Origin of the sequence: Mesorhizobium sp. PUT5 (assembly GCF_052216645.1) — a bacterium.
Classification (GTDB): domain Bacteria; phylum Pseudomonadota; class Alphaproteobacteria; order Rhizobiales; family Rhizobiaceae; genus Mesorhizobium.
Genome location: NZ_JBQOSO010000003.1, coordinates 1,986,098 through 2,012,430 on the forward strand (window position 1 = coordinate 1,986,098; position 26,333 = coordinate 2,012,430).

Annotated in this window: 27 protein-coding genes; 12 read left to right on the plus strand and 15 right to left on the minus strand. The window is 66.2% G+C overall.

What is annotated here, in order from left to right; all coding sequences use genetic code 11:
- Positions 1–22: 22 nt before the first annotated feature.
- Genes ACTDI4_RS11165 through ACTDI4_RS11180 form a run of 4 tightly spaced genes read right to left on the minus strand, consistent with a single transcriptional unit; the run spans position 23 to position 4,380 of the window.
- Positions 23–337, minus strand: a complete 315-nt coding sequence (locus ACTDI4_RS11165) for an antibiotic biosynthesis monooxygenase family protein (protein WP_442841205.1) — start codon at positions 335–337, stop codon at positions 23–25.
- A 36-nt stretch (positions 338–373) separates the two neighbouring features.
- Positions 374–1,690, minus strand: coding sequence for a TonB family protein (locus ACTDI4_RS11170; protein ID WP_442841206.1), 1,317 nt, complete (start codon positions 1,688–1,690; stop codon positions 374–376).
- Positions 1,691–1,700: 10 nt separating this feature from the next.
- Complete coding sequence (locus tag ACTDI4_RS11175; protein ID WP_442841207.1) at positions 1,701–2,138, minus strand: hypothetical protein; 438 nt, start codon at positions 2,136–2,138, stop codon at positions 1,701–1,703.
- A 7-nt stretch (positions 2,139–2,145) separates the two neighbouring features.
- Positions 2,146–4,380 (minus strand): TonB-dependent hemoglobin/transferrin/lactoferrin family receptor, encoded by a 2,235-nt coding sequence (locus ACTDI4_RS11180; protein ID WP_442841208.1) that lies wholly within the window; start codon positions 4,378–4,380, stop codon positions 2,146–2,148.
- A gap of 201 nt (positions 4,381–4,581) precedes the next feature.
- Between ACTDI4_RS11180 and hemP the strand changes: the two genes are divergently transcribed.
- The 5 genes from hemP to ACTDI4_RS11205 are packed head-to-tail and all read left to right on the plus strand — an operon-like array spanning position 4,582 to position 8,666.
- Entirely contained in the window at positions 4,582–4,791 is a 210-nt protein-coding gene (hemP, locus tag ACTDI4_RS11185; protein ID WP_442841209.1) for a hemin uptake protein HemP, read from the plus strand.
- Positions 4,792–4,800: 9 nt separating this feature from the next.
- Positions 4,801–5,862, plus strand: a complete 1,062-nt coding sequence (locus ACTDI4_RS11190) for a hemin-degrading factor (RefSeq protein WP_442841210.1) — start codon at positions 4,801–4,803, stop codon at positions 5,860–5,862.
- Positions 5,863–5,871: 9 nt separating this feature from the next.
- Complete coding sequence (locus ACTDI4_RS11195) at positions 5,872–6,753, plus strand: heme/hemin ABC transporter substrate-binding protein (RefSeq protein ID WP_442841211.1); 882 nt, start codon at positions 5,872–5,874, stop codon at positions 6,751–6,753.
- A gap of 13 nt (positions 6,754–6,766) precedes the next feature.
- Positions 6,767–7,861: a FecCD family ABC transporter permease gene (locus ACTDI4_RS11200; RefSeq protein ID WP_442841212.1), complete on the plus strand. Its 1,095-nt coding sequence runs from the start codon at positions 6,767–6,769 to the stop codon at positions 7,859–7,861.
- A gap of 10 nt (positions 7,862–7,871) precedes the next feature.
- Positions 7,872–8,666, plus strand: a complete 795-nt coding sequence (locus tag ACTDI4_RS11205) for a heme ABC transporter ATP-binding protein (RefSeq protein WP_442841213.1) — start codon at positions 7,872–7,874, stop codon at positions 8,664–8,666.
- A 40-nt stretch (positions 8,667–8,706) separates the two neighbouring features.
- Here the strand turns inward: ACTDI4_RS11205 and rirA are convergent, their stop codons facing one another.
- A complete protein-coding gene (gene rirA / locus ACTDI4_RS11210) occupies positions 8,707–9,165 on the minus strand; it encodes an iron-responsive transcriptional regulator RirA (protein WP_442841214.1) in 459 nt (152 codons plus the stop codon).
- 239 nt (positions 9,166–9,404) lie between these two features.
- Between rirA and ACTDI4_RS11215 the strand changes: the two genes are divergently transcribed.
- A complete protein-coding gene (locus ACTDI4_RS11215) occupies positions 9,405–9,965 on the plus strand; it encodes a GNAT family N-acetyltransferase (protein ID WP_442841215.1) in 561 nt (186 codons plus the stop codon).
- A gap of 33 nt (positions 9,966–9,998) precedes the next feature.
- Here the strand turns inward: ACTDI4_RS11215 and ACTDI4_RS11220 are convergent, their stop codons facing one another.
- Positions 9,999–11,192 (minus strand): hypothetical protein, encoded by a 1,194-nt coding sequence (locus ACTDI4_RS11220; RefSeq protein WP_442841216.1) that lies wholly within the window; start codon positions 11,190–11,192, stop codon positions 9,999–10,001.
- A 294-nt stretch (positions 11,193–11,486) separates the two neighbouring features.
- Here ACTDI4_RS11220 and parC point away from each other — a divergent pair, with 294 nt between their 5' ends.
- Both parC and ACTDI4_RS11230 read left to right on the plus strand, forming a co-directional pair.
- Positions 11,487–13,745, plus strand: coding sequence for a DNA topoisomerase IV subunit A (parC, locus tag ACTDI4_RS11225; protein ID WP_442841217.1), 2,259 nt, complete (start codon positions 11,487–11,489; stop codon positions 13,743–13,745).
- Positions 13,746–13,898: 153 nt separating this feature from the next.
- On the plus strand, positions 13,899–15,128 hold the full coding sequence (locus tag ACTDI4_RS11230) for an AI-2E family transporter (RefSeq protein ID WP_442841218.1): 1,230 nt from the start codon (positions 13,899–13,901) through the stop codon (positions 15,126–15,128).
- On the opposite strand, the gene ACTDI4_RS11235 is transcribed toward ACTDI4_RS11230, so the two are convergent.
- The 8 genes from ACTDI4_RS11235 to hemB all read right to left on the minus strand — a co-directional run bounded on the left by ACTDI4_RS11235 (position 15,116) and on the right by hemB (position 20,997).
- Positions 15,116–16,024 (minus strand): DMT family transporter, encoded by a 909-nt coding sequence (locus tag ACTDI4_RS11235; RefSeq protein ID WP_442841219.1) that lies wholly within the window; start codon positions 16,022–16,024, stop codon positions 15,116–15,118. The genes ACTDI4_RS11230 and ACTDI4_RS11235 overlap by 13 nt on opposite strands.
- A 72-nt stretch (positions 16,025–16,096) precedes the next feature.
- Positions 16,097–16,855: an arginyltransferase gene (locus ACTDI4_RS11240; protein ID WP_442841220.1), complete on the minus strand. Its 759-nt coding sequence runs from the start codon at positions 16,853–16,855 to the stop codon at positions 16,097–16,099.
- Positions 16,856–16,993: 138 nt separating this feature from the next.
- Positions 16,994–17,470, minus strand: coding sequence for an RDD family protein (locus ACTDI4_RS11245; protein ID WP_442841221.1), 477 nt, complete (start codon positions 17,468–17,470; stop codon positions 16,994–16,996).
- A gap of 80 nt (positions 17,471–17,550) precedes the next feature.
- Positions 17,551–17,928, minus strand: coding sequence for a DUF423 domain-containing protein (locus ACTDI4_RS11250; RefSeq protein ID WP_442841222.1), 378 nt, complete (start codon positions 17,926–17,928; stop codon positions 17,551–17,553).
- Complete coding sequence (locus ACTDI4_RS11255; RefSeq protein WP_442841223.1) at positions 17,925–19,199, minus strand: multidrug efflux MFS transporter; 1,275 nt, start codon at positions 19,197–19,199, stop codon at positions 17,925–17,927. Before ACTDI4_RS11255 ends, ACTDI4_RS11250 begins: the two co-directional genes overlap by 4 nt.
- A 50-nt stretch (positions 19,200–19,249) precedes the next feature.
- Positions 19,250–19,624 carry a HepT-like ribonuclease domain-containing protein gene (locus ACTDI4_RS11260; protein ID WP_442841224.1) on the minus strand — a complete coding sequence of 125 codons (375 nt, stop codon included), beginning with the start codon at positions 19,622–19,624 and terminating at the stop codon, positions 19,250–19,252.
- Positions 19,624–19,920, minus strand: coding sequence for a nucleotidyltransferase family protein (locus ACTDI4_RS11265; protein ID WP_442841225.1), 297 nt, complete (start codon positions 19,918–19,920; stop codon positions 19,624–19,626). Before ACTDI4_RS11265 ends, ACTDI4_RS11260 begins: the two co-directional genes overlap by 1 nt.
- 45 nt (positions 19,921–19,965) lie before the next feature.
- Positions 19,966–20,997 (minus strand): porphobilinogen synthase, encoded by a 1,032-nt coding sequence (hemB, locus tag ACTDI4_RS11270; protein WP_442841226.1) that lies wholly within the window; start codon positions 20,995–20,997, stop codon positions 19,966–19,968.
- A 164-nt stretch (positions 20,998–21,161) separates the two neighbouring features.
- On the opposite strand from hemB, the gene ACTDI4_RS11275 reads away from it, so the two are divergent.
- From ACTDI4_RS11275 to ACTDI4_RS11290, 4 genes are all read left to right on the plus strand, one after another.
- A complete protein-coding gene (locus ACTDI4_RS11275; RefSeq protein WP_442843334.1) occupies positions 21,162–22,202 on the plus strand; it encodes an enoyl-CoA hydratase/isomerase family protein in 1,041 nt (346 codons plus the stop codon).
- Positions 22,199–22,633: a DUF6163 family protein gene (locus tag ACTDI4_RS11280; protein WP_442841227.1), complete on the plus strand. Its 435-nt coding sequence runs from the start codon at positions 22,199–22,201 to the stop codon at positions 22,631–22,633. Before ACTDI4_RS11275 ends, ACTDI4_RS11280 begins: the two co-directional genes overlap by 4 nt.
- 188 nt (positions 22,634–22,821) lie before the next feature.
- Positions 22,822–23,337 (plus strand): transcriptional regulator LdtR, encoded by a 516-nt coding sequence (gene ldtR, locus ACTDI4_RS11285; RefSeq protein WP_442841228.1) that lies wholly within the window; start codon positions 22,822–22,824, stop codon positions 23,335–23,337.
- 286 nt (positions 23,338–23,623) lie between these two features.
- The gene (locus ACTDI4_RS11290; RefSeq protein ID WP_442841229.1) at positions 23,624–24,871 is read left to right on the plus strand and encodes a L,D-transpeptidase family protein; all 1,248 of its coding nucleotides are present in this window, start codon (positions 23,624–23,626) and stop codon (positions 24,869–24,871) included.
- 368 nt (positions 24,872–25,239) lie between these two features.
- Here the strand turns inward: ACTDI4_RS11290 and ACTDI4_RS11295 are convergent, their stop codons facing one another.
- Complete coding sequence (locus tag ACTDI4_RS11295) at positions 25,240–26,265, minus strand: IS110 family transposase (protein ID WP_442841230.1); 1,026 nt, start codon at positions 26,263–26,265, stop codon at positions 25,240–25,242.
- Between the last annotated feature and the right edge of the window lie 68 nt (positions 26,266–26,333).

Sequence of the window (26,333 nt, forward strand, 5' to 3'; positions counted from 1 at the left end):
CGATAGAACCTGTACGGGCGGCTTACGCGCCTTCGACGGCCGAAAAGCCCTCGAACTGGGGATGGCCGATATAGTGGACCTTCGTGGTTCCGCTGTTGCGGTGGGCGGCGCGGAAATTCTCGGATTTGGTCCAGGCGATGAAATCGGCTTCGCTGGCCCAGACCGTGTGCGAGGCGAACAGCGTGTAGCCTTCCTCTTCGTGGAACTTGCCGCGCAACAGGTGGAATTCCTTGAACCCGGCCATTTCGGCAAGCGAGGAGTCGCGGTTCTTCCAGACGGCCTCGAAGTCTTCCTCCGAGCCCTTCTGCACCTTGAAGCGATTCATGGCGATGTACATGTGCTGTTCTCCTGTCTGTGTGATGGGTGTGGAAGCTCAGAATGGCCCGATCGGCAGGGTGAAGGCCCAGTTCGGACGTCCCGCTTCGGGCGGAATGGGAGGGAAGGGCGCTGCCCTTTCCACGATGGCGAGCGCCGCCTTGTCGAGTTCGGGCGACCCCGAGCTCTTGACCAGGCGCAACGCCCCGATGCCGCCTCCGCCATTGACGACGAACGCCACCTGGGCGTTGTTCCGGGCCTTGGCCCGCGCGGAAGGCGAGATGTTGCGCGCCACGCGCCGCAGCTTGGCGGCCACCTTGCCGGGATAGTTGGAAACCGCCGCGTTGCCGGCAGCAGAACTGCGCGCGCCCCTGCTGGCCAGCGTCGTGTCGCCGTCGTCGCGGCCGTCCGAGACGCCGCGCCTGGCGTCGCTCTCGGCCTGGCCGCCCGAACCCGCCTGCGTCCTGGCCTTTCGCGGCCTAGGCTCCGGCTTCTTGACCGGCTCGGCCTTCCTGGCCGGCTTTTCCTGTGGCTTCGGCTTGGCCGGGGGCGTCTGCTTTGCCCGGGGCTTCTGTTGCGGCATCTCCTCGGCCGCGACGACGTCATCGGCCTGTGCCTGTGCCGGGGCTTCGGCTGCCGGCTGCACGATGTCGTCCTGCGGCGGCGATAGCGGCGCGGCGGCGAGGATCTGCGGCAGCGGCGCCTCGACGGCCGGCTGGGCTTCGTCCTGGACGGCGGCAGCGGGCTGCGTCTCGGTCTCGACGGGCCGCATGGTCTCGGTGGCGGGCGCAACCGCGTCGGCCTCGCTGACCGGCTCGGCCGCTTCCGCGACCGTCACCGGCTGGGCCTCCACCGTCTGTACCGGCTCGGCCTCCACCGTCTGGACCTGCTCGGCATCCACGGTCTGCACCGGTTTGGCGTCGACCATCGGCACCAGCGTGACCTGGGTCACGTCGGTGTCGGCTATCGCGCCGGCGGAAGCGCTGTCCTCGGCGGCGGTGCCTGCCATGAGGATGCCCGACTGCTCGCCACCCTCGATCTGCACGGGGTCTTCGATCGCGCCGAAGGGCGAGGCCAGAAGCGCGGCGGCCGCAGCCGCGTGGAGCAGGCAGGATATGACGATCGCCGGCATCCAGCGGCGCTTCCGCTCTGCCCGTTTGCCGGCGTTGCCCATCGGGGCGGCGACGGTCGGCACCGCCGGGACAGGGCCGATCTGCGCCATATGGCTGCGCAGGGCGATGTCACGCGCCGTCAGTTGCACCGCGCCGCGCGGAATGGCCAGCGCCGGATCGTCCCGTTCCGCAGGCATGGCGCCGAGCCCGGCCAAGGGCCAGGTCGGACCGCCATGCGAGAATGCCGGCTCGGGATGTCGCAAGGTGCTTTCCTCAGACGCCGAAGGAGATGCCGGCCTTGCTGTCGGTCTTGAGCTTGCCCATGCAGGCGGCGGGCTCGACGCCCGTTCCGGCGCATTCCGTGGCGCTGTTGACCAGCACGCGGCTGATCTTGCCGCAATCCGTGCCGGCCAGGTCGAAGCGCACCACCTTGGTCTTGCCGGCGGGCAGGTCCTTGAAATCCAGCACGGTCAGCCTGTCCACCACGCCGGCCTCGTTGAACAGCGCGATCTCGAACGCCGCCTTGGAAAGGTCGGCGCCGAGGTCGTTCTTCACCACGAAGGTCAGGCGGCAGCCCTTGTCGGAGGGCTGGGCGCCGTTGAGCTCGAGGCTGAGGGCGGCGGGGGCGGGGCGGGCCGCCTCCTGCGCAAGCGCGCCCCAGGAAAACGCTGTCGCCACGGCTGCCGAGAAAATGAGGGTTGCCGTCTTCATGATTGCATCAGCCTCCAAATCTCATGGTCGCCGCCAGCTTCAGCGTCACGCCCGGCTCGTAGACCGTGCTCGTGGTGCTGGCGTTCAGCGGATTGGCGTATTTGACGTCGAAGAGGTTGTCCACGCGGAAATCGAGCTTCAGGTTGTCGGTGGCCTTGTAGCTGGCGAAGGCGTTGACCAGCGTGTAGTCCTCGGCCGTTGCATTGCCCTTCGGCTTTCCGTTGTACTGCACTTCGCCGCCCACCGTCAGCCTGTCCTCGAAAAAGCGCAGGCCGAGCTGGGCGGTGACCTGCGAGGAGGGGATGGTGGCGAGGTCGGCGCGCTCGCCGGCATAGGAGACGGTGTGGCCGTCGATGACCGATGCCGACAGTCCCGCAAAGCCCCAGGCCGCGTCGTAGACGCTTTCGAACTCGAAGCCGCGGATCTTGGCGTTGGCGAAATTCTGGTACTGGTAGCAGGTGGGGATGTAGTAGCCGCCCGGCGCGAAGATCGGCGGGACATTGGTCAGGAACGGACAGCCCGGCTGGCCGGCGTCGATCGAGGCGCCGTCGATATAATCGTCGACGTCGTTGTTGAAGTAGGCCGCCTTGAGGCGTAGCGCATCGTCGCCCCGAAACACGCCGTCGGCCTTGTAGTTCACGCCGAATTCCCAGGTCTTGCCGGTTTCCGGCCGCAGATTGGGATTGGGCAGGAAGGGGAACACAACGCCCGCCGGGTGCAGGCCGCTGATCAGCGTCTCGCTGAGCGAGGGCGAGCGGTAGCCTTCGGCATAGGTGCCGTAGAATTGCAGACCTTCCAGGCCGGGGCCCTGGAAGGGCGAGACGCCCACGGTGACGCGCGGCGACAGCCGGTCGCCCGAGGTCTCGGTGTCGTCGCCCTTGAGGCTGTAGCTGTCGTAGCGGAGCCCGGCGATGACCTCCAGCCAGTCCCAGGAGAGCTTGTCCTGGATGTAGGCGCCGGACACGCGGCGCTTGCCCGAAGGCGTGTAGAAGGAATCCCCGCCCGAGGTGCCGGTGGTGTCGACGTCGTCGCTCACCCAGTCGCCGCCATAGGTCAGCTCGTGCGCGAACTGGCCGGTCTCGAAGCGCGACGTGTTCCAGATGTCGAAGCCGCCCGTGCCGACGTCGTAATTGGCCTTGGAGCCGATCGGCAGGACCACCGGCAGCCCGGTGACGGGATCGTAGCGGCCGCCGACCGGCACCAGGCTGGTCTGGTCGAGCCTGGTCTTGTTGAACGACCCGTTGATGTGCAGGTCGAGCCAGCTCTTGTCGTCGTCGGTGATGTTGTAGCGGGCGGTGAAAGTGTTCTGCTTCAGGTCCAGATCATAGGCCGGCTTGCCGCCGCTGATCTCGTTCCATTGGTCGCCGGCGCCGACCCAGCCGAGCTTCAGTTCGCTGTTCTCGGAAGGCCGGATGGTGGTCTTGAGCAGCCCGCCCAGCACCTCGAAGCCGCTGCCCGCGACCCTGTTGCCGCCGCCGTCCTTGTAGTCGCCGTAGTCGCGGTAGACGATGTTGCCCAGCGCATCCAGATTGTCGTTGAAGCGGTAGGCGCCGGTGGCGCTGGTGGTCCAGCCGTGGCCGTTGGTCTCGTAGGCGCCGGTCACGGAAGCGGCCCAGGTCTCGTCCGGCTTGAGGAAGTCGATCGCGTCCTTGGTGTCGAAGAAGACGACGCCGCCGATAGCGCCGGAGCCGTAGGTGTTGGCGACCGGGCCGCGGATCACGTCCACCGATTTCACCAGTTCGGGGTCGATGTAGAAGGTCGACTGGGTGCCGTGGTCGGAGCGCTGAAAGTCCTGGCGCGCGCCGTCCACGATCACGGCGACGCGGCCGAAGTCCTGCAGGCCGCGGATGTTGATGGAGGAGGCGACGCGCCTGGAGTCGGCCTGCACTGCCACGCCCGGGACGCCGAACAGCATCTCGTTCGGGGTGGCGGCCATGCGCCGGTCGATCTGCTCCTGGTCGACGTGGCTGGAAGAGGAAAGGCTCTGAATCGCCGTCTCCCCGGTGCGGCTGAGCAGCATGATCTTGTCGAGAAGGGTGGCGCCGGCGGCGTCCTTCTTGGCGTCGGTTTCCTGCTTTGCCTGTTCCGCCTGCTGGTCGCCTGCCTGTGCGGCCTGCTGCGCGTGCGCCGATGTTGCCAGCAATGCAGTCGCCGCCGCCCCCGCCAGAAGCGCGGCCAGCCCGCCGGCCGCCCTACGGCTCGGCCTGGAAGCGCCGGCCCGTCCCCAATTCGCCAACTCCATTGCAGTCGAACTCCAAAATTCGCGTTGCATGCTGGCTGGCGAAACGCTTGCTCGCATTTTTGATCGTGCCCGGCATCTTAAATATTGACTCGTTTAGTCCGGTATTGCACTGACTAGTAAACATGATTATTCGAGTCAACAAATGAATCGGATTTTCCGCGGGCTTCTCCCTGGGCCCGCTTCCGAGCAGGAGCGATCCGGATGAACACAAACGATCCAGACGATTTCCGCCCCCGTTTCCGTCGATTCGAGGGGCAGGCGGCCGTGCGCACCGAGCGCATTCCGCTTTCGGTCAGGACGCTGTCGTCGAACGCGCTGTTCCAGGGCGAGCACGAGATCGGCATCGAGCACCACGGTGCGCTCTACCGGCTCAAGATCACCCGCCAGGGCAAACTCATTCTCAACAAGTAAGGTGCAGACATGGACCAGCGCGTAAAACCCGCCCCACACGAAATCAGGCGGGCACGCTCGGACAATCCGAAGATGCGCGAGCGCGATCTCGCCGCCCAGCTCGGCATTTCCGAGGCGGAGCTGGTGGCGGCCCATTGCGGTGAAGGCGTCCTGCGCGTGGAGGCGCGCGCCAACGATCTGCTGACCGGGCTGGAGGCCGTCGGCGAGGTCATGGCGCTGACCCGCAACGACAGCGCCGTGCACGAGAAGATCGGCATCTACGACAAGGTGGTCACCGGCGACCACAGCGCGCTGGCGCTCGGCGAGAACATCGACCTGCGCATCTTCCCCAAGGTGTGGAAACACGGCTTCGCGGTGGAGAAGCGCGACGGCGACGACATCCGCCACAGCCTGCAATTCTTCGACGCGGCGGGCGATGCCGTGCACAAGGTGCACCTGCGCCCCGCGTCCAATCTCTATGCCTACCAGAAGCTGGTCGCCCGGCTGCAGTCCGCCGACCAGTCTCCGGCGATCGCCGTGGAGCCGGCGCCGGCCAACATGGATGCCGAGGTTTCCGGCACGCCGACCGATGCGGCGGCGCTGCGCGAAAGCTGGAGCAGGCTGACCGACGTGCACGAATTCTTCGGCATGCTGCGCAAGCTGAAGCTCGGCCGCCGGCAGGCGATGCGCATGGTGGGTGCCGACTATGCCTGGCAGCTCGAAGCCGGCGTCGTGCCGCTCATGTTCGAACGGGCGGTGGCGGACGAAATGCCGATCATGTGCTTCGTCGGCAATCGCGGCTGTATCCAGATCCATTCAGGCCCGGTCAGGAATATCAAGCCGATGGGGCCGTGGCTCAATGTGATGGACGAGACCTTCCACCTGCACCTGCGCACCGATCACATCGCCGAGGTCTGGGCCGTGCGCAAGCCGACCAAGGACGGGCACGTCACTTCGTTGGAAGCCTATGACGCCGATGGGCGCATGATCATCCAGTTCTTCGGCAAGCGCCACGAAGGCGAGGTCGAGCGTGCCGACTGGCGCGCCCTGGCCGGGAGCCTGCCGCGCCTGGCCGCGCCCGTGGCGGCATAGGAGACTGCCATGAGGACCCTGCGTGGGCTGGCGCTGGCGGCCGCCTTCGGCCTTTCCGCCCTGGCGGGCGCCGCCCGAGCCGCCGAGGGAACGGCATCGTTCGCCGATACCTCGCGCATCGCCTCGATCGGCGGCTCCGTGACCGAGATCGTGTTTGCGCTGGGCGAGGAGAGCCATCTCGTCGCGCGCGATTCCACCAGTCTCTATCCGCAGGCCGCGCTCGAACTGCCCGACCTGGGCTACATGCGCCAGCTTTCGCCCGAAGGCGTGCTTTCGGTCAATCCGACCGGCATCCTGGCCCTGCAGGGCAGCGGTCCGCCGCAGACCATCGAGGTGCTGAAGACGGCGAGCGTGCCCTATATCGAGGTGCCCGAGACCTTCGACCATGAAGGCATCCTCACGCGCATCCGCGTCGTCGGCAAGGCGCTGGGCGTCGAGGCCAAGGCGGAGAAGCTGGCGGCGGAGGTCGACGCCAAGCTCAAGGCGGCCGAAAGCCGCACCGCAGGCATCGAGGAACGCAAGCGGGTGCTGTTCGTGCTGTCGCTGGCCGGCGGCAAGGTGCTGGCCTCGGGCTCCGGCACCGCCGCCGACGGCATGATCCGGCTGGCCGGGGGCGTCAACGCCGTCGAAGGCTACGAGGGCTACAAGCAGCTTTCCGACGAGGCGATCGTCACTGCGCGGCCCGACGTCGTGCTGGTGATGGACGGCGCGGGCCCCGGTGTTTCGGAGACCGACCTGTTCGCCAATGCGGCCATCTCCCAGACGCCCGCCGGCACCGCCCGCCGACTGGTGCGCATGGACGGCGGCTATCTGCTCGGCTTCGGCCCGCGCACGGCCGATGCCGTCAACGACCTTGCCGCCGCGCTCTACGGCGGCCAGTCCACCCATTGAGCGGGCAGGCGGGATGGTGGACCAGTCGCTCGCCGGCCCGGCCGGCATGATGGCGCGCCCGGCCGGCGACCGTTCCGGCCGCGCCGTGCTGGCGCTCGCGGCTCTTGCGGCGGGGCTGGTGGCGGTTGCGCTGTTCAGCCTGGCGTCGGGCGCCTCCGACGCTTCCGCGCTCGGCGTGCTGCGGCACTGGGTGTCCGGCGCGCCCGCCGATGCGCTGAGCGCGCGAGACCGCATCATTATCCACGACATCCGCCTGCCGCGCGTCGTCATGGGCATACTTGTGGGCGCGGCGCTGGCCGTGTCGGGCGCGGTCATGCAGGGCCTGTTCCGCAATCCGCTGGCCGATCCCGGCCTTGTCGGCGTTTCGGCCGGTGCGGGGCTCGGGGCGGTGTCCGTCATCGTGCTGGGCACCACCTCGCTCGCGCCGTTCACGGCCCTGCTCGGCCCGGCGGCGCTGCCGCTGGCCGCCTTCTGCGGCGGCCTCGCCGCCACCTTGATCCTCTATCGCGTTGCGACAAGGCAGGGCCGCACCTCGGTCGCCACCATGCTTCTGGCCGGCATCGCGCTCGCGGCGCTGGCCATGGCCCTGACCGGCATGCTGGTGTTCATCGCCGACGACCGGCAATTGCGCGACCTGACCTTCTGGCAGCTCGGCTCGCTGGCCGGCGCCACCTGGCAGAAGATCGCGGCGGCGGCGGCCGTCATCGTGCCGGCGCTGGCGGCCATGCCCTTCCTGGCGCGCGGCCTCAATGCGCTGGCGCTGGGCGAAGCCACCGCCGCCCATCTCGGCGTGCCGGTTCAGCGTCTGAAATACGCGGCCATCGTCAGCGTCTCGGCCGCGGTCGGCGCGGCCGTGGCGGTCAGCGGCGGCATCGGCTTCGTCGGCATCGTCGTGCCGCATTTGCTGCGCCTGGTTATCGGCCCCGACAACCGCTACCTGCTGCCCGGTTCGGCGCTGCTGGGCGCGGCGCTGCTTTTGCTCGCCGACGCCTTCTCGCGCACGGTCGTGGCGCCGGCCGAACTGCCGATCGGCATCGTCACGGCGGCGATCGGCGGTCCGTTCTTCCTGTGGATACTGCTGCGCCGGCGCGGCATCGTCGATCTGTGAGGGCAGCGCCATGATCGAACTGTGCGACGTATCCGTGGCGATCGGCGCCAAACGCATCGTTTCCGGCGTCGATCTGGAAGCCCGGCCGGGGGAGGTGGCGGCGATCGTCGGGCCGAACGGCTCCGGCAAGTCCACCCTGCTGAAGGCGCTGTGCGGCGATCTTGCCCATGGCGGGCGCATCGCCATCAACGGCCGCGACGTGGCGGCGATGAATCCGGCCGAAGCCGCCGGCATTCGCGCGGTGCTGCCGCAGGCGGCGACGCTGGCCTTTCCGTTCACCGTGCATGAAGTGGTCCGGCTGGGGCTTGTCGGCGGACGTTCGGGCGTGCTCGCCGGCGAGGCCGGCCGCCTGCCGGAACGGGCGCTGGCGCGGGTCGACCTGGAAGGTTATGCGGGCCGCTACTACCAGGAGCTTTCCGGCGGCGAGCAGCAGCGCGTGCAGCTTGCCCGGGTGCTTTGCCAGGTCTGGGCGCCGGTGCTGGAGGGCAGGCCGCGCTACCTGCTGCTCGACGAGCCGGTGTCCAGCCTCGACATCCGCCACCAGTTGATGGTCATGGACGTGGCGCGCGATTTCGCGGAGCGGGGCGGCGGCGTTGTCGCCATCCTGCACGATCTCAACCTCGCCGCCATGTATGCCGACCGCATCCACGCCATGCACGATGGCCGGCTGGTCGCCTCCGGCACGCCGGGCGAGGTGCTGAACGATACGCTGATCGAGAAGGTTTTCGGCTGTCGCCTCAAGGTGGGCGCCCTGCCGGCCGGCGGCGTGCCCTTCGTGCTGCCGCAGTCGATCGTCTCCCACTGAAGCGGAAAGACCGCCGGGCGCCGGCGCCGCCGCCCGAAGGTCAGGCGGCGTGGTCGGCCGGGAACTCTATGCCCAGAAGCTGCTGCATGTTGGGGCGGGCGGCCACCAGGGTGGCGATCGAATGGCCGGCCAGCACCTCGAAGAAGGCGTTGAGCGCCTGGCGCAACGCCGCATTCAGCGAGCAGGCATCGATCAGCGGGCATTCGGAGGTGGAGTCCGCCTCGAAGCATTCGGCCATGGCGAAGTTCTCCTCCGTCACGCGCACCACGTCGAACAGGGAGATGTCCTCGGCCGGCCGGCCGAGCTTCACGCCGCCATGGCGCCCACGCACTGTCGTCACCAGCCCGTTCTCCACCAGCGGCTGCAGGATCTTGAACAGGAACAACTCGGACACCGAATAGGCCGCCGCTATCTCGGGAATGCGGCTCAGCCGCCCCTCGTTGGCCGCGCAGTACATCAGTATGCGTATGGCATAATTGGTCTGGCGCGTGAGTCGCATGATGGTTCCTTCCGAAGCAGTGCCTTAGCGAATATGGCGCATAGTTTGGAATAATTCCAGACTGGAATGCAATATAGGTGAACATTTTTGTCAACTTTTCGTGCGGGCGCAAGCAGCGGGCCGAAAAGCGGCGACCGAGCGTCGCAGGTGACCCTGCGGCAACTTGCAAATCATGCTGCATTGCACAATATTGCGTGCGTCGGAGGACGACTCGGGGAGGAACCCACGAGGAGCACGACATGGAAAACGACGTTGCGCATGCTGCCCCGGCAATGGGGACCATACGCCAGCTCAGGCCATCCGATTTTCCCCGTTTCCGCGATCACCTGCTGCGGCTCGACGCTCGCAGCCGCCGTGACCGCTTCAATGGCGTGGCCGGCGACGCCTTCGTCTCGGCCTATGCCGATGGCTGCTTCGCCGATGGCACGACCGTGGTCGGCTATGTCGAGAACGGGCTGGTGCTGGGCGCCGCCGAACTGCACGAGCGCCCGGAGGATGACGAGCCGACGGCCGAGATCGCCTTCAGCGTCGAGCCGCATCTTCAGAACCGGGGCATCGGCGGGTGGCTGTTCGCGCGCCTGATCGCGCAGGCGAGGGGGCTCGGCTACGCGCGCCTGCGCGTGACCACGCACCCCAACAACGCGGCGATGAAGGCGCTGGCCCGCCGCTATGACGCGAATCTCAGCTTCGAGGACGGCGAGACCGTCGGCACCATCGACCTCGGCCCCGGCCCGGACGACGGCATGGCGCTTTTTCCGTTTCGCGCGCGGCTGACGCCGCCGCCGCTGATGCCGGCCTGAGCCGGCATCCGTCGGCTCGTCGCGACGGCCCGGTCAGTCGGCGTTGGCCTTGACCTGGACGCCGAGCGTCTTGGTCAGGTCCTGCGGGTTGGCCATGGCGCCGGCCATGATCAGCGCGAACGGCACCGGCGAGGCGGGATGCGCTGCGATCTCGATGCTCTTGGGATTGTCCAGATAGGCGCTCACCGCCGCCGCCACCTGCTGGGTCAGCTCGGGGTTGTTGAGCTGCGCCATGCCGAAGGGCACGATGGCCTTGGCCTGGTTGGCGACGTCCTTGGCCTTCATGCCCTGCTGTCCGGCGACATAGTCGAGCACCTTGCCGGTCAGCGAGGCGTCGTCGAAACGGATCGAGGCGCCGTTGAAGGTGAGCTGCTGGAGCAGCCCCAGGATGGCCATGCCCTCGGCCGACTTGTCGTCGCCGTCGGGCTGCGCGGCGATCCGCTTCTGCATCTCCTGCAGCGACTTGACAAAATCCAGCGTGTAGCCGCTGATGTCGAAGGTCATTCCGAACTTGCCGGCATTGTCGACGGCGATGTCGTATTTCGACAGCGTCATCTTGCCGTCGGAGGGCTGCCACGAGCCCGCCATCGCCAGATGGCCGGAAATGGTCTGGTAGCCCAGCGCGTCGATGACCGCCTTCGACTGGGGATCTTCGACCAGCGAAAGATCGCCCGTGAACTTTTCCGCCCCGCCGCTGAAGGTCATCGCCTGGCCGTCCGCCGGCGGCGAGACCTGCACCGAGAAATTCTCCATCGAGAACGCGGTCCTGTCTTCGACCTTGACCGCGAGGCTGGCCAGCTCGGCCGAGCGGTACATCATGATGGTGGACATCGGATCGTCGCTGCCTTCCGGCGGAACGGTGATGCCGTGCATGGTGAAGGGGCTGATGTCGACGGTTGCGCCGTCCTGGCTGTGCGTGAAGCCCTGCGTGCTGGCGGTTTCGATCGTGTAGCCGCCATTGGCCTCGCCGATGCCCTGGAGCGTCACGTCGCCGATGGCGAGCGTATCATTCTCGGCGGCAGGCTTCACCGTGACGCCTTGCAGCACCATGCTGGAGCTGTCGCCGGAAATGCCGGTCCAGCCGAACTCCACGCCCTGGGCGGCCATCAGGCTCTTCAGCCGGTTCGCCACGGCGGTCGTGTCCTGCGCGAAAGCGGCGTTGAGCGGCAGGGCGAGCAGGAATGTCGAAAGGGCAAGCTTGCCGAAGGTCGAGCGGTGAGAAGTCATCGCATGCTCCAAAAACGAGGTGCCTGTACGGCATGGAATCAAATTACGTCGCCGCCAGCTTGCCGGTAACCGGGACCGAAAGAAGACGTTCGGCACCACATTGGCCGAAATTCGCGCAAAAAGGCAATCGCGCCGCATGGTCCTGATGCAACTCGGTGAACAGGTCATGACCGGCCTTCCCGCGCCTGCATTGCCGGCGCCAGCATGCCGGGCGACTGTAACGGCTTTGTGCCGCGGGCGGCCTTGACGAACGCGCCCCTTGCCGCGAATCAGCGGCTCGGCTAGTCGGAAACCATGGGAAAAAGCCTCCTGCCGCCGGGAAATGGCGGCGACGACCACATCGAGCCGGTAGATTTGAAAAAGGCGCTTGAAGAGCGCTATCTCGCCTACGCTCTGTCGACCATCATGCACCGCGCCCTGCCGGACGTGCGCGACGGGCTGAAGCCGGTGCACCGGCGCATCATGCATGCCATGCGGCTGCTGCGCCTCAACCCCGACCAGGGCTTCGCCAAATGCGCCCGCATCGTCGGCGAGGTCATGGGCAAGTTCCATCCGCATGGCGACCAGTCGATCTACGACGCGCTGGTGCGGCTGGCGCAGAGTTTCTCCATGCGCTACCCGCTGGTCGACGGCCAGGGCAATTTCGGCAACATCGACGGCGATAACGCCGCCGCCATGCGCTACACCGAGGCGCGCATGACCGATGTGGCCACCGAAATCCTGGCCGGCATCACCGAGGATGCGGTCGACTACCGCCCCACCTACAACGAGGAGGACGAGGAGCCGGTGGTTTTGCCCGGCGCCTTCCCGAACCTTCTGGCCAACGGTTCTTCCGGCATCGCCGTCGGCATGGCCACCTCGATCCCGCCGCACAACGCCGCCGAACTGTGCGACGCCGCGCTCCATCTGATCGACCATCCCGACGCGCCGGTGTCGAAGCTGACGGATTTCGTTCAGGGCCCGGATTTCCCCACCGGGGGCATCGTCGTGGACAGCCGCGCCTCCATCCTGGAAGCCTATGAGACCGGCCGCGGCTCCTTCCGCGTGCGGGCCAGGTGGCACCAGGAAGACCAGGGCCGCGGCACCTGGGTGATCGTGGTCACCGAAATCCCCTACGGCGTGCAGAAGTCGCGCATGATCGAGAAGATCGCCGAGCTTCTGCTGGCCCGCAAGCTGCCGCTGCTGGAGGATATCCGCGACGAGAGCGCGGAAGACATCCGCATCGTGCTGGCGCCCAAGAGCCGCACCGTCGATCCGGGCCTCCTGATGGAATCGCTGTTCAAGCTGACCGAGCTGGAAAGCCGCTTCCCGCTCAACATGAACGTGCTTTCGCGGGGCAAGGTGCCGAACGTCCTTTCGCTGAAGGACGTGCTCAGGGAGTGGCTCGACCATCGCCGCGACGTGCTCATCCGCCGCTCGCGCCACAGGCTCGCCGAGATCGAGCGGCGGCTGGAGATTCTGGCCGGCTATCTGATCGCCTATCTCAACATCGACGAGGTGATCCGCATCATCCGCGAGGAGGACGAGCCCAAGCAGGTGATGATGGCGCGCTGGGATCTGACCGACACCCAGGCGGAAGCCATCCTCAACATGCGCCTGCGCGCCTTGCGCAAGCTGGAGGAATTCGAGATCCGCAAGGAATTCGACGGTCTTTCGGCGGAGAAGAAGCAGATCGAGGCGCTGCTCGGCTCGCAGGAGAAGCAGTGGAAGACCATTTCCTGGGAGATCCAGAAGATCCGCCGCGATTTCGGTCCCGAGGAGAACACTGAGCTGGGCCCGCGCCGCACCCAGTTCGCCGACGCGCCCGAGCACGACCTGACCGACATCGCCCATGCCATGATCGAGCGCGAGCCGGTCACCGTGGTGGTGTCGCAAAAGGGCTGGCTCAGGGCCATGAAGGGCCACCTGTCGGACTATTCGCAGCTTTCCTTCAAGGAGGGCGACGGGCTCAAGATCGCCTTCCACGCCCAGACCACCGACAAGATCCTGGTCTTCACCACGGGCGGCAAGTTCTACACGATCGGCGCCGACCGGCTGCCGGGCGGGCGCGGCCATGGCGAGCCCATCCGCATCATCGTCGACATGGACAACGACCAGGACATCGTCACCGCCTTCGTCCACGACCCGAGCCGCAGGCTCCTGCTCGCCTCTCATCAGGGCAACGGTTTCCTGGTGCCGGAGACGGAGGTCGTGGCCAACACCCGCAAGGGCCGGCAGGTCATGAACGTCAAGGCGCCCGACGAGGCCAGGATCTGCGTGCCGGCCGAGGGCGACCACGTGGCCGTCATCGGCGAGAACCGCAAGATGCTGGTGTTTTCCATGTCCGAAGTGCCGGAAATGACGCGCGGCAAGGGCGTGCGGCTGCAGAAATACAAGGACGGCGGCGTTCTCGACCTGAAGACCTTCGCGCTGGAGGCGGGGCTTTCCTGGCAGGATTCGGCCGAGCGCACCTTCACCCGCTCGCAGGCCGAACTGGCGGAATGGATCGGCGCGCGCGCCTCCGCCGGCCGCATGGTGCCGAAGGGCTTTCCGCGCACCGGAAAGTTCGGTTAGCCTTGCCGGAACCGGCTCGCATGCGGAAACGGCATATCGAGCGCGGGGCGGCTGCGGAACGTTTGGACTCTCGTCATTATTGCTGCACTATGAAGCGGTAGGACGGCAGGCAGGCCGGCGAAGCCGAGGCCTGCCAGGATCGAGGAATGCCTATTGAAACAGCCTGACGTGAGGAAGCAGCCGAAGGAGCCGCGTCTGTTCGGCGTGCCGGCGCCGGTGCGCTCGGCCGTCATCCCGCCCTTGTCGGCGGCGCGCTGGCTGCTGGTGCTGATCGTGGCGGCCGGCGTCTATTTCTTCCACGGCTTCCTGTTTCCGGTGCTGGCCGCGCTGGTCATCGCTTTTGCGAGCTGGCCGCTCTATCGCCGCCTGCTCGATGCCCTGGGCGGAAACCGCACCGTGGCCGCCACCATCGCCATCCTGCTCATCCTCGCCTTCCTCATCGTGCCGATCTTCATGGCCGGCAGCTACGCCATCAACGAAATCCGCGAATGGGTGTCGTGGGCGTTCGAGACCAACCGGCTGGGCGCGGCCACGCCGCACTGGATCGCGGCCTTGCCGGGCGTCGGCGAATGGCTGGACGAGCAATGGACGCAGCGCCTCGGCCATCCCGGCGGCATCGGCGAGATCATCTATCTGGTCAGCGGCGCCAACATCCGCTCGATCTATCAGACCGTGCTGGCCGCGGGCGGCAGCGCGTTCTCGCTGCTCTTGACCATCCTGTTCATGCTGATCGCGCTGTTCTTCGCCTATCGCGACGGCGAAAGCTTCGCCGCGCAGGTCGACCGGCTGGGCGAGCGCATCCTGCCGATGCGCTGGGAGCGCATCTCGCGCGTGGTCCCGGCCACCATCTCCTCCACCGTCACCGGCATGACCGTGATCGCCATCGGCGAAGGCGTGGTGCTGGGCACGGCCTACTGGCTGGCGGGCGTGCCTTCGCCGGTCACGCTCGGCGCGCTCACCGGCCTGATGGCGCTCATCCCCGGCGGCGCGCCGGTCTCCTTTACGCTGGTGTCGATCTACCTCGCCGCCAGCGGCTCGCTGTTCGCCGGGCTCGGCCTGTTCCTGTGGGGCTCGGTCGAGCTTTTCATCGTCGACAAGACCATCCGGCCCAAGCTGGTGGGCGGGCCGATCAAGCTGCCCTTCCTGCCCACCTTCTTCGGCCTGATCGGCGGGGTGAAGACCATGGGCTTCCTCGGCCTGTTCATCGGGCCGGTGCTGATGGCCCTGCTGGTGGCGATCTGGCGCGAATGGGTGCACGAGGTCGAGGTGTCGGACGCCGCCGTGGCGGAGGGGGCGGCCGAGGTTCCTGCCGCTGCCGCTTCCGTCGAGGCGCTTCCGCCGGCGCCGCCCGAAAGGACGCCGGAGCACTCTCAGGCCGGGTGACGCACCGCCACCGCTGCGGCGCGCCGCCTTCGCCCTTGGCGGATCTGCCACAGCGAATGGGCCACCAGCGTCACGATCAGGATGGCGCCGCCGATCAGGCTGTCGCGCGAGGGCACCTCGGCGAAGACCATCCACACCCACACCGGCGCCAGCACCGTCTCCAGCAGGTAGAACATCGCCACTTCCGGAGCCGAGATGAAGCGCGGCCCGGTGGCGAGGCAGAAGAACGAGATCGGCATGATGACGGCGCCGTTGAAGATGATCCACCAGGGCTCCTTCACCGCATAGCCGACATTCAGCACCATGATGACGGCGACGATGAAAGGCAGCACCACGCCCACCAGGGCGGTGAAGCCCATGTCCTTGCCGCTGGCGCGCGAAATGGTCAGCGCCGAGGCGATGCAGAAGGCGGACGACATGGCCATCACATCGCCCAACAGGTTGCCGGAACCGATCGAGCCGCCGACGATGATGCCGACGCCCACGACCATCGCCGCCATCGCCAGGAAGGTGGCCGCGCGCGGACGCTCCTTCAGGAACAGCCATGACAGAAGCGCCGCGAACATGGTGTTGAAGGTGAGGATGAACACCAGGTTGGCCGTGGTGGTGTGGAACACGGCGGTGACGAAGGTGATCGAGCCGACGCCGTAGAGCGCGGCCACCGCCAGGCCGGTGCGGCCCGGGATGAGCGGCGGCGCCTTGGGCGTGACCGCGCGCCAGATCGTCCACACCACCAGCGCGGCCAGGAAGGTCGTGCCGGTGCGCAGCATCAGGATGGACCAGGGCTCGCCGTCGGCAAGACGGATCAGCGGAATGTCCACGGTCAGCGTCATGCCGCCTATGGCGGTGATCAGCAGTCCCTTGGCATGGTCGTGGCTGTGGCGGGAGGCGGGCACGCAAAAGCTCCGTCAATGTGCAACGGCAGCGTTTGGGAGCCTTTCTGGCTGGGAGACGGGCCGGCGTTTCAGCTATATGCCGCCGAAGCGTTCCCAGCCCTTGGGGCGGAGATGCTCCTGCGGTTGAAAACGCATCTTATAGCTCATCTTGCGCGAGCCATTAACCCAGTAGCCGAGATAGACATGGGGCAGGCCCATGGCCTGGGCGCGGGCGATGTGGTCGAGGATCATGAAGGTGCCCAGCGAGCGCCCCTCCATGTCCGGGTCGAAATAGGAGTAGACCATGGACAGGCCGTCGGCCATCTTGTCGGTCAGCGCCACGGCGATCAGGTCGCCCTGGCCCTTGCCGGTGATGAAGGTGTCCGGTCCGCGCCTCCGGTATTCGATCACCTTGGTGTCGACATGGGTGTCCTCCACCATCATGGCGTAGTCGAGCACGGTCATGTCGGACATGCCGCCCTTGCGGTGGCGGGCGTCGAGATAGGCGCGGAACAGCGAATATTGCTCGGTCGACGGCACCGCTTCGTGCATGACGCCGACGAGATCGGAATTGTGCTGCATCACCCGGCGCATGTTGCGGCCGGGCTTGAACTCGTCTGCCAGTATGCGCACCGAAACGCAGGCGCGGCAGGTCTCGCAGGCGGGCCGGTAGGCGATGTTCTGCGAACGGCGGAATCCGCCCTGGGTGAGCAGGTCGTTCATCTCGGTGGCCTTCTCGCCGACCAGATGGGTGAAGACCTTTCGCTCGAACTGGCCCTCCAGATAGGGGCAAGGCGAGGGCGCCGTCAGGAAGAACTGCGGCGACTGGGTCGGATTCGGATGCTGCGTCATCGAGCCTGAATTCGCTCCCGGGAATCACCCTACCTTGGCGCGGGCCGCGAAAAATTCAACAGGATTGTGCAGGACCGGCCATTCGCCGGTCTTCACATTTCGAGGTAGGCGGTGGAAGGCGTGCCGGGGGGCCTGACCCTAGCGGTCGCCGCGGACGACCACGGTGCCCAGCAACAGGTCGTGCAGCGTGCGCTTGCGGTCGGTGAACAGCGTCACCAGCAGCACCAGCGGCGTGAGGATGACGTTGGCGGCCCAGAAAAGCACCGTGTGCACCACCGCCGTCAGCCCGTCGATGCGGGTGCCGTCGAGCCGCTCGAGGCGGATGTCCATCATCCTCATGCCCCAGGTCGCCTGGTTGCGGCCGCCCAGCGTGTTCCAGACATAGATGGCCGCGACTGCCGGCACGAGGAATGAAAACAGCATCCAGCCGAGGCCGAGGGTGAGCACGCCCAGCAGGAAGACCAGGATGGCGAAGGGAATGGTGAGCAGGCCGATCATCAGATAGTCGATCAGCCAGGCGAAGATGCGGCGCGTGCGCACCCCGGAATACAGCCGGTAATCGTCCAGGCTGGATGGGATGATCTCGCCGTCGATGATGCGGGCCGTGTTGTCCATCTTGCTCCTTCGGGCCGGGGCAGGCCGGCCGCTTTGCCTGTGAGATGGTTTTTCGCCTGGGCGAATTCAAGCCCGCGGCGTCAGGGCCTGCGCTGCGGGCCGGCAAAGGCCGAAACGGCGATCGCCACCCAGCCCGCTATGAGCAGCGTGCCGCCCGCCGGGGCGGCGAAGGCAAACAGCCTGCTTCCCAGGAAATCCCGGGCCAGCAGGTCTCCGCTGAAAAGGACCAGGCCGAGGAGCAGGACGAGCGCGCCGGCGCGCAGGGTGCGGCTTGCGCCTGCGAGGCCGGCGGCGAGCAGGGCCGGGGCGTGGGCGAGCAGGAAGGAGGCGGCCGTGCCGGTGAAGGCGCCGCCCAGATGCGCGGCGGCCGCCGACAGCGCCACGCCGGCGGCGCCCGCAATGCCTGCGGCAAAGACGAGGACGCGGCCGGTTGCGTCGGTCGGCATGTCGAGGCTCATTGTGTCGAAGTCTCCGTTTCGCGTGGTTGGCCGGCCTTTGCGGCAGCGCCTTCAAGCCGGGTCCGGACGATCCAGTTGGCGGCCGCGCCGACGCCCATCACCACGGCCGTGGCGAGGAAGACGGCGCGCATGCCGAAATGGCCGCCGATGAAGCCCCCGGCCACCGGGCCGGCCACCTGGCCGACATACTGGGCCGACACCGAAAGCCCGAGCACGTTGCCGCCGACGCGTTCGGGAACGTTGTGGCGGATGACGCTGGTGATGCAGGGCAGGAGCCCGCCCAGCGCCAGCCCCATCAGGAAGCGCAGCACCATCAGTTGCCAGCTCTGCGTGACGAAGGCCTGCGGAACCAGCAGCAGGCCCGCGACCGCCAGCGCGCCGATGATGACGGTCCAGTGTCCGACGCTGTCGGCCAGACGGCCGAGATACGATGCCGAAAGGATGCTGCCCAGCGCCGCAGCCGACATGACGATGCCCGAAACCAGCGTGACGCGGCCCGCATTTCCGACCAGTTGCGCCACGTAGACGGTGATGATCGGCTCGATCGACATCGTGGCGAACATCAGCAGCATGCCGGTCGCCAGCATGGCGGCCACCGGGCGTTTGTCCGCCACCTGTGCCCAGCCGCCTTTCTCCTTGCCGCTGGCGGTCCTGGCGGGCGGCGCGGCTCGCGGCTCCTCCTTGATGAGGAAGGTGGTGGCCAGGAAGGCAAGGAAGATGATGGCGCCGGCCAGGAGGAAGGTGGCGCGGATGCCGATCAGCGGCGGCAGGGCGCCGCCCACCAGCGGCCCGACCAGATTGCCGGCCATGATGCCGGCCGCCAGGGTGCCGAGCGCCCAGCCGGAACGCTCCTTCGGCGTCTGCATGGCCACCAGGATGGTGGAACCGGAGGAATAGCCGCCGGCCAGCCCAATCAGCAGGCGCAGCGCCACGAGTTGCCACACGCTCTGCACCATTCCCATGAGCGACATGCACACCGCCATGCCGAGCGAGGCGCGCACGAGCATCAGCTTGCGCCCGTAGCGGTCGCCGAGACGGCCCCAGAGCGGGGCCACCAGCGCCGCGGCGAAAAAGGTGGCGCCATAGGCGATGCCCGACCATTGCACGACCGCGGCGTGGCCCTCTGCGCCCAGTTCCTCCACATAGAGCGGCAGGAACGGCAACAGCAGCGTCATGGCGATGAGCGTGGTGAAGGAGCCGGCCAGGCACACGGCGAGATTGCGCCGCCAGTGGATGTTGTGGGCGGGCTCGGCCGCTTCGGATTTCATCATTTTCATGCAGCTATGGGCGGCTCAACGGATCGGATGGGAAGATGCGCCGTTCATAGGCCATTGCTTTCGCCTGTGGGGCTTGACCCCAGTGATTTGCTTATCCGATCGATGGCTTGGCGCAGTTGGGGCAGGCTTTCCGTAACGACTGCCCACACGAGTGGATCAGAAGTCTTGTGGTACTCGTGGCGCAGGACATTGCCGATGCCGCGCACCTGTTTCCAGGGGATCTCGGGCGCGAGTTCGAGCAATGGGTCGGGAATGTGGCGCGCGGCTTCGGAAATGATCTCGATACCACGCTCGACGCCGTGGCGCAGAAGCCAGTCGTCGTGAAAATCATCGAGCGTCTTGCCGCGCGTCGCCCGCGCGATGCCGTCGAGCGCTTCGCTTATCTCCGCCAGAACGGGCTCGATCCGTCGCTGCCTCATCAAAACACGCGCGTGGCGGATTGCTCGATCTCGTCCTTGAGCAGCGGATGCAGGCTGTCACGCGTGGTGATATCGATCTCCGTCGCCATCCGCTCTTCCAGAAACTGCTTGATGCCGACAAGGTCGATCAGCGAAAAATGCCGTGCAGGATCGTAGTCGATGAAAAGATCGAGGTCGCTGTCCTGGCGGGCCTCATCCCGCCCCGCGGAGCCGAACAGATAGAGCGAGGTGGCGCCCATCTTCCGAATGGCGTCGGCATTCCCCTGCAACCGCTCTATGATCTCGCTCCGGCTCATGGGTCCATTTTAGCGCGAGGCATGGGAATTCCAATCGTTGCGCGCTCAGCCCTTCAGCATTTCGGCGACGCGCGGGGCGAAATAGGTCAGGATGCCGTCGCAGCCGGCGCGCTTGAAGGCGAGCAGCGATTCCAGCATCACCTTCTCGCCGTCGATCCAGCCATTGGCGCTTGCCGCCTGGATCATCGAATATTCGCCCGACACCTGGTAGGCGAAGGTGGGCAGCGCGAACTCGTCCTTCAGCCGGCGGATGATGTCGAGATAGGGCAGGCCGGGCTTGACCATCAGCATGTCGGCGCCTTCCAGAACGTCCTGCTCGGCCTCCCGCACGGCCTCGTCCGAATTGGCGTGGTCGATGTAGTAGGTCTTCTTGTCGCCCTTGAGCAGGCCGGCGGTTCCGATGGCGTCGCGATAGGGACCGTAGAAAGCCGAGGCGAACTTGGTCGCATAGGACATGATCGCCACGTCGTGGAAGCCGCTGGCGTCGAGCGCGTCGCGAATCGCGCCGATGCGCCCGTCCATCATGTCGGAGGGAGCGATGATGTCGGAGCCGCTGGCGGCCTGGATGACGGCCGCGGCCGCCACCTGCTCCACAGTCTCGTCGTTGACGATGACGCCGTCGCGCAGGATGCCGTCATGACCGTGGCTGGTGAAGGGGTCGAGCGCCGCATCGGTGATGAGGCCGATCTCCGGCACGGCCCGCTTGATGGCGCGCGTGGCGCGGTTGATGACGTTTTCCGGGTCGAGTATGGCCGAGCCGGTCTGGTCGCGCAGGCCCATCTCCACGTTGGGAAAAGTGGCAAGCGCCGGAATGCCGAGCTTTGCCGCGCGTTCGGCCTCCTTCACCGCAAGGTCTATCGACAGGCGGAAAACGCCCGGCATCGCGTCCACCGGCTCGCGCCGGTTCTCGCCTTCGACAATGAAGATCGGCCAGATCAAATCGTCCACGGTCAGCCTGTTTTCCTGCACCAGGCGGCGCGACCAGTCGGCCTTGCGCATGCGCCTCAGGCGCCGGGAGCCGGTGATCTCGTTTACGCTGCGCGCGCCGGCAGGCTTGGCGGGGGTGAATTTGTTCATGGCTCTTCTCCGGAATGGGGCGGCTTTTAGCACGATGCGCGCCGCAGACCAATGCGGCATGGTTGGTATGACGGCGCAGGCCGGGGCATGGCTTGCCATTGACGTAGTCGCCACCGCCGCTTAGCACGGAGCGGGATATCGAGGCTTTCTGGACGGGTTTGTTGATGGATTTTGGCGGCGGCGAGGAGATCCGCTTCGAGCGCGCGGGACGGGCAGGGCTCGTCACGCTGACGCGGCCGCAGGCGCTCAACGCCGTCACCCACCGCATGGTCGACGCACTGGCCAAGGCGCTCGACGCCTGGGAGGCGGATCCAGGCGTATCCGTCGTCCTGATCCGGGGCGAGGGCAGGGCCTTTTCGGCCGGCGGCGACATAACCCACATCTATGAGGCGGGCAGGGCGGGCAAGCCGCCATTTGCCTTCTTCGCCGACGAATACAGGCTCAATGCCCGTATCGCCCGTTTTCCCAAGCCCTACGTGGCGCTGATCGACGGCATCGTCATGGGCGGCGGCGTCGGCGTGTCGTTTCATGGTTCGCACCGCGTCATGACGGAAAACGCCCAGTTCGCCATGCCGGAGGTCGGCATCGGCTTCTTCCCGGATGTCGGCGGCAGCCATCTGTTGCCTGCGCTCGGCGGCTTCGGCATGTATCTGGGCCTCACCGGCGAGCGTATCCGCTACGGAGACGCGGTGGGCTGCGGGCTCGCCACCCATGCCGTCGGGGCGGCCGACCAGGCGGCTCTTGTCGAGGAACTGGTGCGCGGCGGCGATGCGGACACTGCGTTGCGCCGTCTTTGCCGGAACGTGCCGCGCGAGACCGATGCCTCCATGCTGGAGGCGATCGAGGCGTATTTCTCGGCCGGTACGCTGGAGGAGGTGGTGGCCGGGCTGGAACGCGCCGCGCCGGCCGACGAATTCGCCGCCGGCACCCTGGCGACACTCGGGAGCCGCTCGCCCACCAGCCTGCATGTCGCCTTCCGCCAGATCCGGGCGGGAAAGGGACTTTCGATGGACGAATGCATGAAGATGGAATTCCGCATTCTCAACCGCATGCTGGCCGGCCACGACTTCTACGAAGGCATTCGTGCCGCCGTCATCGACAAGGACAGGAAACCGGCGTGGCGGCCCGCCACGATCGACGCCGTCGCCAGGGCCGACATCGACGCGTATTTCGCACCGCTTGGCGGCGGGGAACTGGCCCTGTGAGCGAGATGGTGCGGCAGCGCGTCATGCTCGGACCGTCGCGCCTCGACGTCGCTTTCGCCTGGTTCCAGCGCCTCATGGCCGCTTATTGCCTCCTGCTCGGCGTGTTCTACTGGGTGCGGCTGATCGGCATCTATCCCGGCGCTCTGTGGCGCTTCGACCTGATGCCCATGCACTGGCGGACGGTGTCGGCCACGCTGGCGGTGCTGTTTCCCTTCGCCGCCGCCGGCCTGTGGATGCTCACGTCCTGGGGGCCGGTGATCTGGTTCATCTGCGCGGCGACCGAAACGGTCATGTATGCGGGCTTCCCGCAGCTCTTCGGCGAGCGCCGCGCCATCGTGACCGCGCATGTGCTGGTGGCGCTGGTCTATCTGGCGTTTCGCGTCGTGCTCCATCTGCGCGACCGGCGCGCGAGCCGCGAGACAGCGGCCTGAAAGCCGTTCAAGTTTTAGGTTAATTCTTCTCCAGCGGATGACCCTTCGTTAAGCCTCTTTGGAAGCAGCCTCCCGGTAAGCTCTTGTTAGCCTTGGTGTTTAAGTCGAATTTTATATGCATTCGATAGTGTCGCGACCAAGGTGAGAAAAACAAAAAATCACCAGGCGACAAACGAGAGGCAAAGACAATGATCAACCAGCGCGCTGCCGCGAAGGCCACCAATGTATCCGACGACCGTCGCGAGACGATCCGTTCGCTCTACATGGAATCGCTCCAACTCGTCGAGAGATTGCACCGTCGTCTGCTTGACGTCGTCAAGGACGAGTTCGACCGCAATGGCCGCTCCGACATCAACGCCATCCAGGCGCTGCTGCTGTTCAACATCGGCGAAGCCGAGCTGACCGCCGGTGAGCTGCGCTCCCGCGGCTACTATCTGGGCTCGAACGTGTCCTACAATCTCAAGAAGCTGGTCGACCTGGGCTTCATCAACCACCAGCGCTCGCGCATCGACCGCCGCTCCGTGCGGGTGAGCCTGACGGAAAAGGGCCAGGAAGTGGCCGAGATGGTCGGCGGGCTCTACGAGCGTCACATCGGCTCGATCGAACAGGTCGGCGGCATCAACCAGGACGAGTTCAAGCAGATGAACCGTGCGCTGCAGCGCCTCGACCGCTTCTGGAACGACACCATCGCCTACCGCATGTAGGTTCGCATGGCGCGGTCGCGGGTCTGCTCCGTGGACCGGTGCCGAAAAGGCACGGTCCGTCCCTTTCCGCCCCGCCACGCGGCGCCGGGACGCCGCAACGTCACGTTGCCGCCATATTCGGATGAAAGCGAGGATGAACCTCCTGTTGGAAGTCCGTGCGGTCGCGCGTCCGGCGCACCGCGATGTGAAACATGGTTGGCTGATTGTTAAGGATGGCCGCCTAGGGTAGGCGAGCCGCCCTGAGCCGAACCGATGGGTCGAACTGCTTAAGATGTCTGGAAAGCCGATGATCACCAGCCGCCGCTTTTTTCTTTCCGGAGCGACTGCGCTTGCCGCCAGCCTTGTGGCCGGCCGGGCGAACGCACAGGACGTCCTGGGCGATATCTTCAAAACGGCCGGCAACTGGAACGACACGTTCGACGCGCGCGGGGGCGAGAGCACGAAGGTGGCTTCCACCCTGCCGATCTTCAGCCCGCAGACGGTGAACTATACCGAGCAGGCGATCGCGCAATACCAGGATATCGTTTCGCGCGGCGGCTGGCCGCAGGTGCCGGATACCAAGAAGCTGCGCCTCGGCGTTTCCGATGCCGATGTGATGCCGTTGCGCCAGCGGCTGATGGTTTCGGGCGACCTGCCGCAGAGCGCCGGCATTTCGCAGGCCTTCGATTCCTATGTCGATGCCGCGCTCAAGCGCTTCCAGCTTCGCCACGGCCTGCCCGCCGACGGCACGACCGGCAAATACACCTTCGCCGCCATGAACGTGCCGGCGCCGGTTCGGCTCGGCCAGTTGCAGACCAATCTCGGCCGGCTGAACGAAAAGGTGGGTACGCTCGGCGACCGCTACGTGCTGGTCAACATCCCCGCCGCCCAGATCGAGGCGGTGGAGAACGGGCGCGTGGTGCTGCGCCATACGGCAATCGTCGGGAAGATCGACCGCCAGACCCCGATCGTCAATTCCAAGATCAACGAGATCATCGTCAATCCGTACTGGACGTCGCCGGTCTCGATCGTGCGCAAGGACATCATCCCCTTGATGCGCAAGGACCCCAACTACCTGAAGGACAGCCACATCCGCCTGTTCGCGCCGGACGGCAGCGAGGTCGACCCGCTCAACGTCAACTGGTCGACGGAAGAGGCGACGAAGTATCGCTTCCGCCAGGATCCGGGCAGCAACAACGCCATGGCGTCGGTGAAGATCAACTTTCCCAGCCCCGACGGCGTCTACATGCACGACACGCCGCAGCAGAGCCTGTTCAACAAGCTGATGCGCTTCGATTCGTCGGGCTGCGTGCGCGTGCAGAACGTGCGCGACCTCGTCACCTGGATCCTGCGCGACACGCCGGGCTGGGACCGGCAGAGCTTCGAGGCCGCGATCAAGACCGGCGAGAACCGTCCTGTCGCCGTCACCAATCCGGTGCCCGTGCATTTCCTCTACGTCACCGCTTGGTCGACCGGGCCGGGCGTCGTCCAGTTCCGCGACGACATCTACCGCGAGGACGGCGTGGACTCCCTGCAGATCACCTCTTCGCTGTAGGCTGTCTCTTCCTCGACGCCAAAAAAGGCCGCCCCACATGGGCGGCTTCTCTTTTGGGGCAGGGCTTGTCAAGCAAAGGATACTGTCTCCGGCCCCAGGTGAGGCCCGGCGAAGTAGTGCTGAAGCACTGGCACGCAAAGGATCTGAGCTGCAGGACGTGATGGTTGCCCGCCAGGGGTCTGGCTTCTCTTCGAAGTCGGCGCTTGACCGCTCCATGATCGGGTCGGATGGAGAGGCATCCCACTCTTTTTTCCGAAGCTGCCAGTCTTAACTGACGTCCAGCCCGCCCGCGAGATTGCCTACCCACTCGTCCCTGAACGGGACCTCTATCCGCGCAGCGTCGCGGAATTCTCTATTCGATCGATCACTCAGGCGGTCTTGGCCTCCCAGCGATATGGCGTATTGTCCATCCACATCCGATGCAGGATGACTGCCAGGCGTCGAGCCACCGCCACGGTAGCCTTTGCCATACCTCGCCGACGCGCAATGGATAGTCCCCACGTCTTCAGCGGAGAGCTGCGCTTCGTGAGCCGCAGCAAGATTCCGGCGGCTTCTACCATTACCCAGCGGATTCCTGCATCGCCGCACTTGGAGATGCCTCTATCCCGGTCGATCTCGCCGGATTGATAGCGTGAAGGCGTCAATCCGAAGTGGGCTGGAACGGACCGAGATCGACTGAAGCGCGCCGGTTCGTCGACGCCAGCCCGAAAGCTTAGGGCAACCACCGGCCCAACTCCCGGTGCCGTCATGAGGAGTTTGCAGATGTCGTCGTTCTCAGCCAGCCGTTCCATCGCCTTTTGCAATCGCTGAAACTGCTCTCTCAGCACGCGGCGCACTTCCAGGAGAGGATCGATCACCAGGTGAAGATGCGGGGACTGTTCGAGCAATTCGATAATGCGCCGCTCAAACTGCAACCTGGTCACGACTCCAACCTTGAGGCCGAAGTTGCGCAGCAGGCCGCGTAGGTTGTTCTCCGCATCGACAATCTTCGCCTGCACGAACTTGCGCGCAGTGAGCAGCATCCGAATCTCCTGGCTCCGAACGGTCTTGACATGGACCGGCTTGTAGAGCCCGACCCGCATCATCTGCGCGATGCCTCGGGCATCATTGCGATCGGTCTTGTTGATCTGAGCTGAGAGCGCGGCCTTCATGTGCCGCGTCTCAACACAGATCACTGGATAGCCTGCGGCCGCGAGGCCGCTGTAGAGCCATTGCGAGAGTGGACCGGCCTCTAGGCCGACGCGCTTGTAGGGACCGCCAACTGCGTGAAGTGCGGTGCCGATCACAGTCGGCTCGGTCTCGACCTTGCACTCACGGATGAGATCGCCATGCGCATCCATCACGCAGATGCTGGTTGAGCGCACCGAAACATCAAGGCCAACGAACAATTCCATAGCAAAAGCCTCCTCCAGGTTGAACCGTTGGAGCTTGCCCGGAAGACGGTCTACCAGCCACCCTTTCA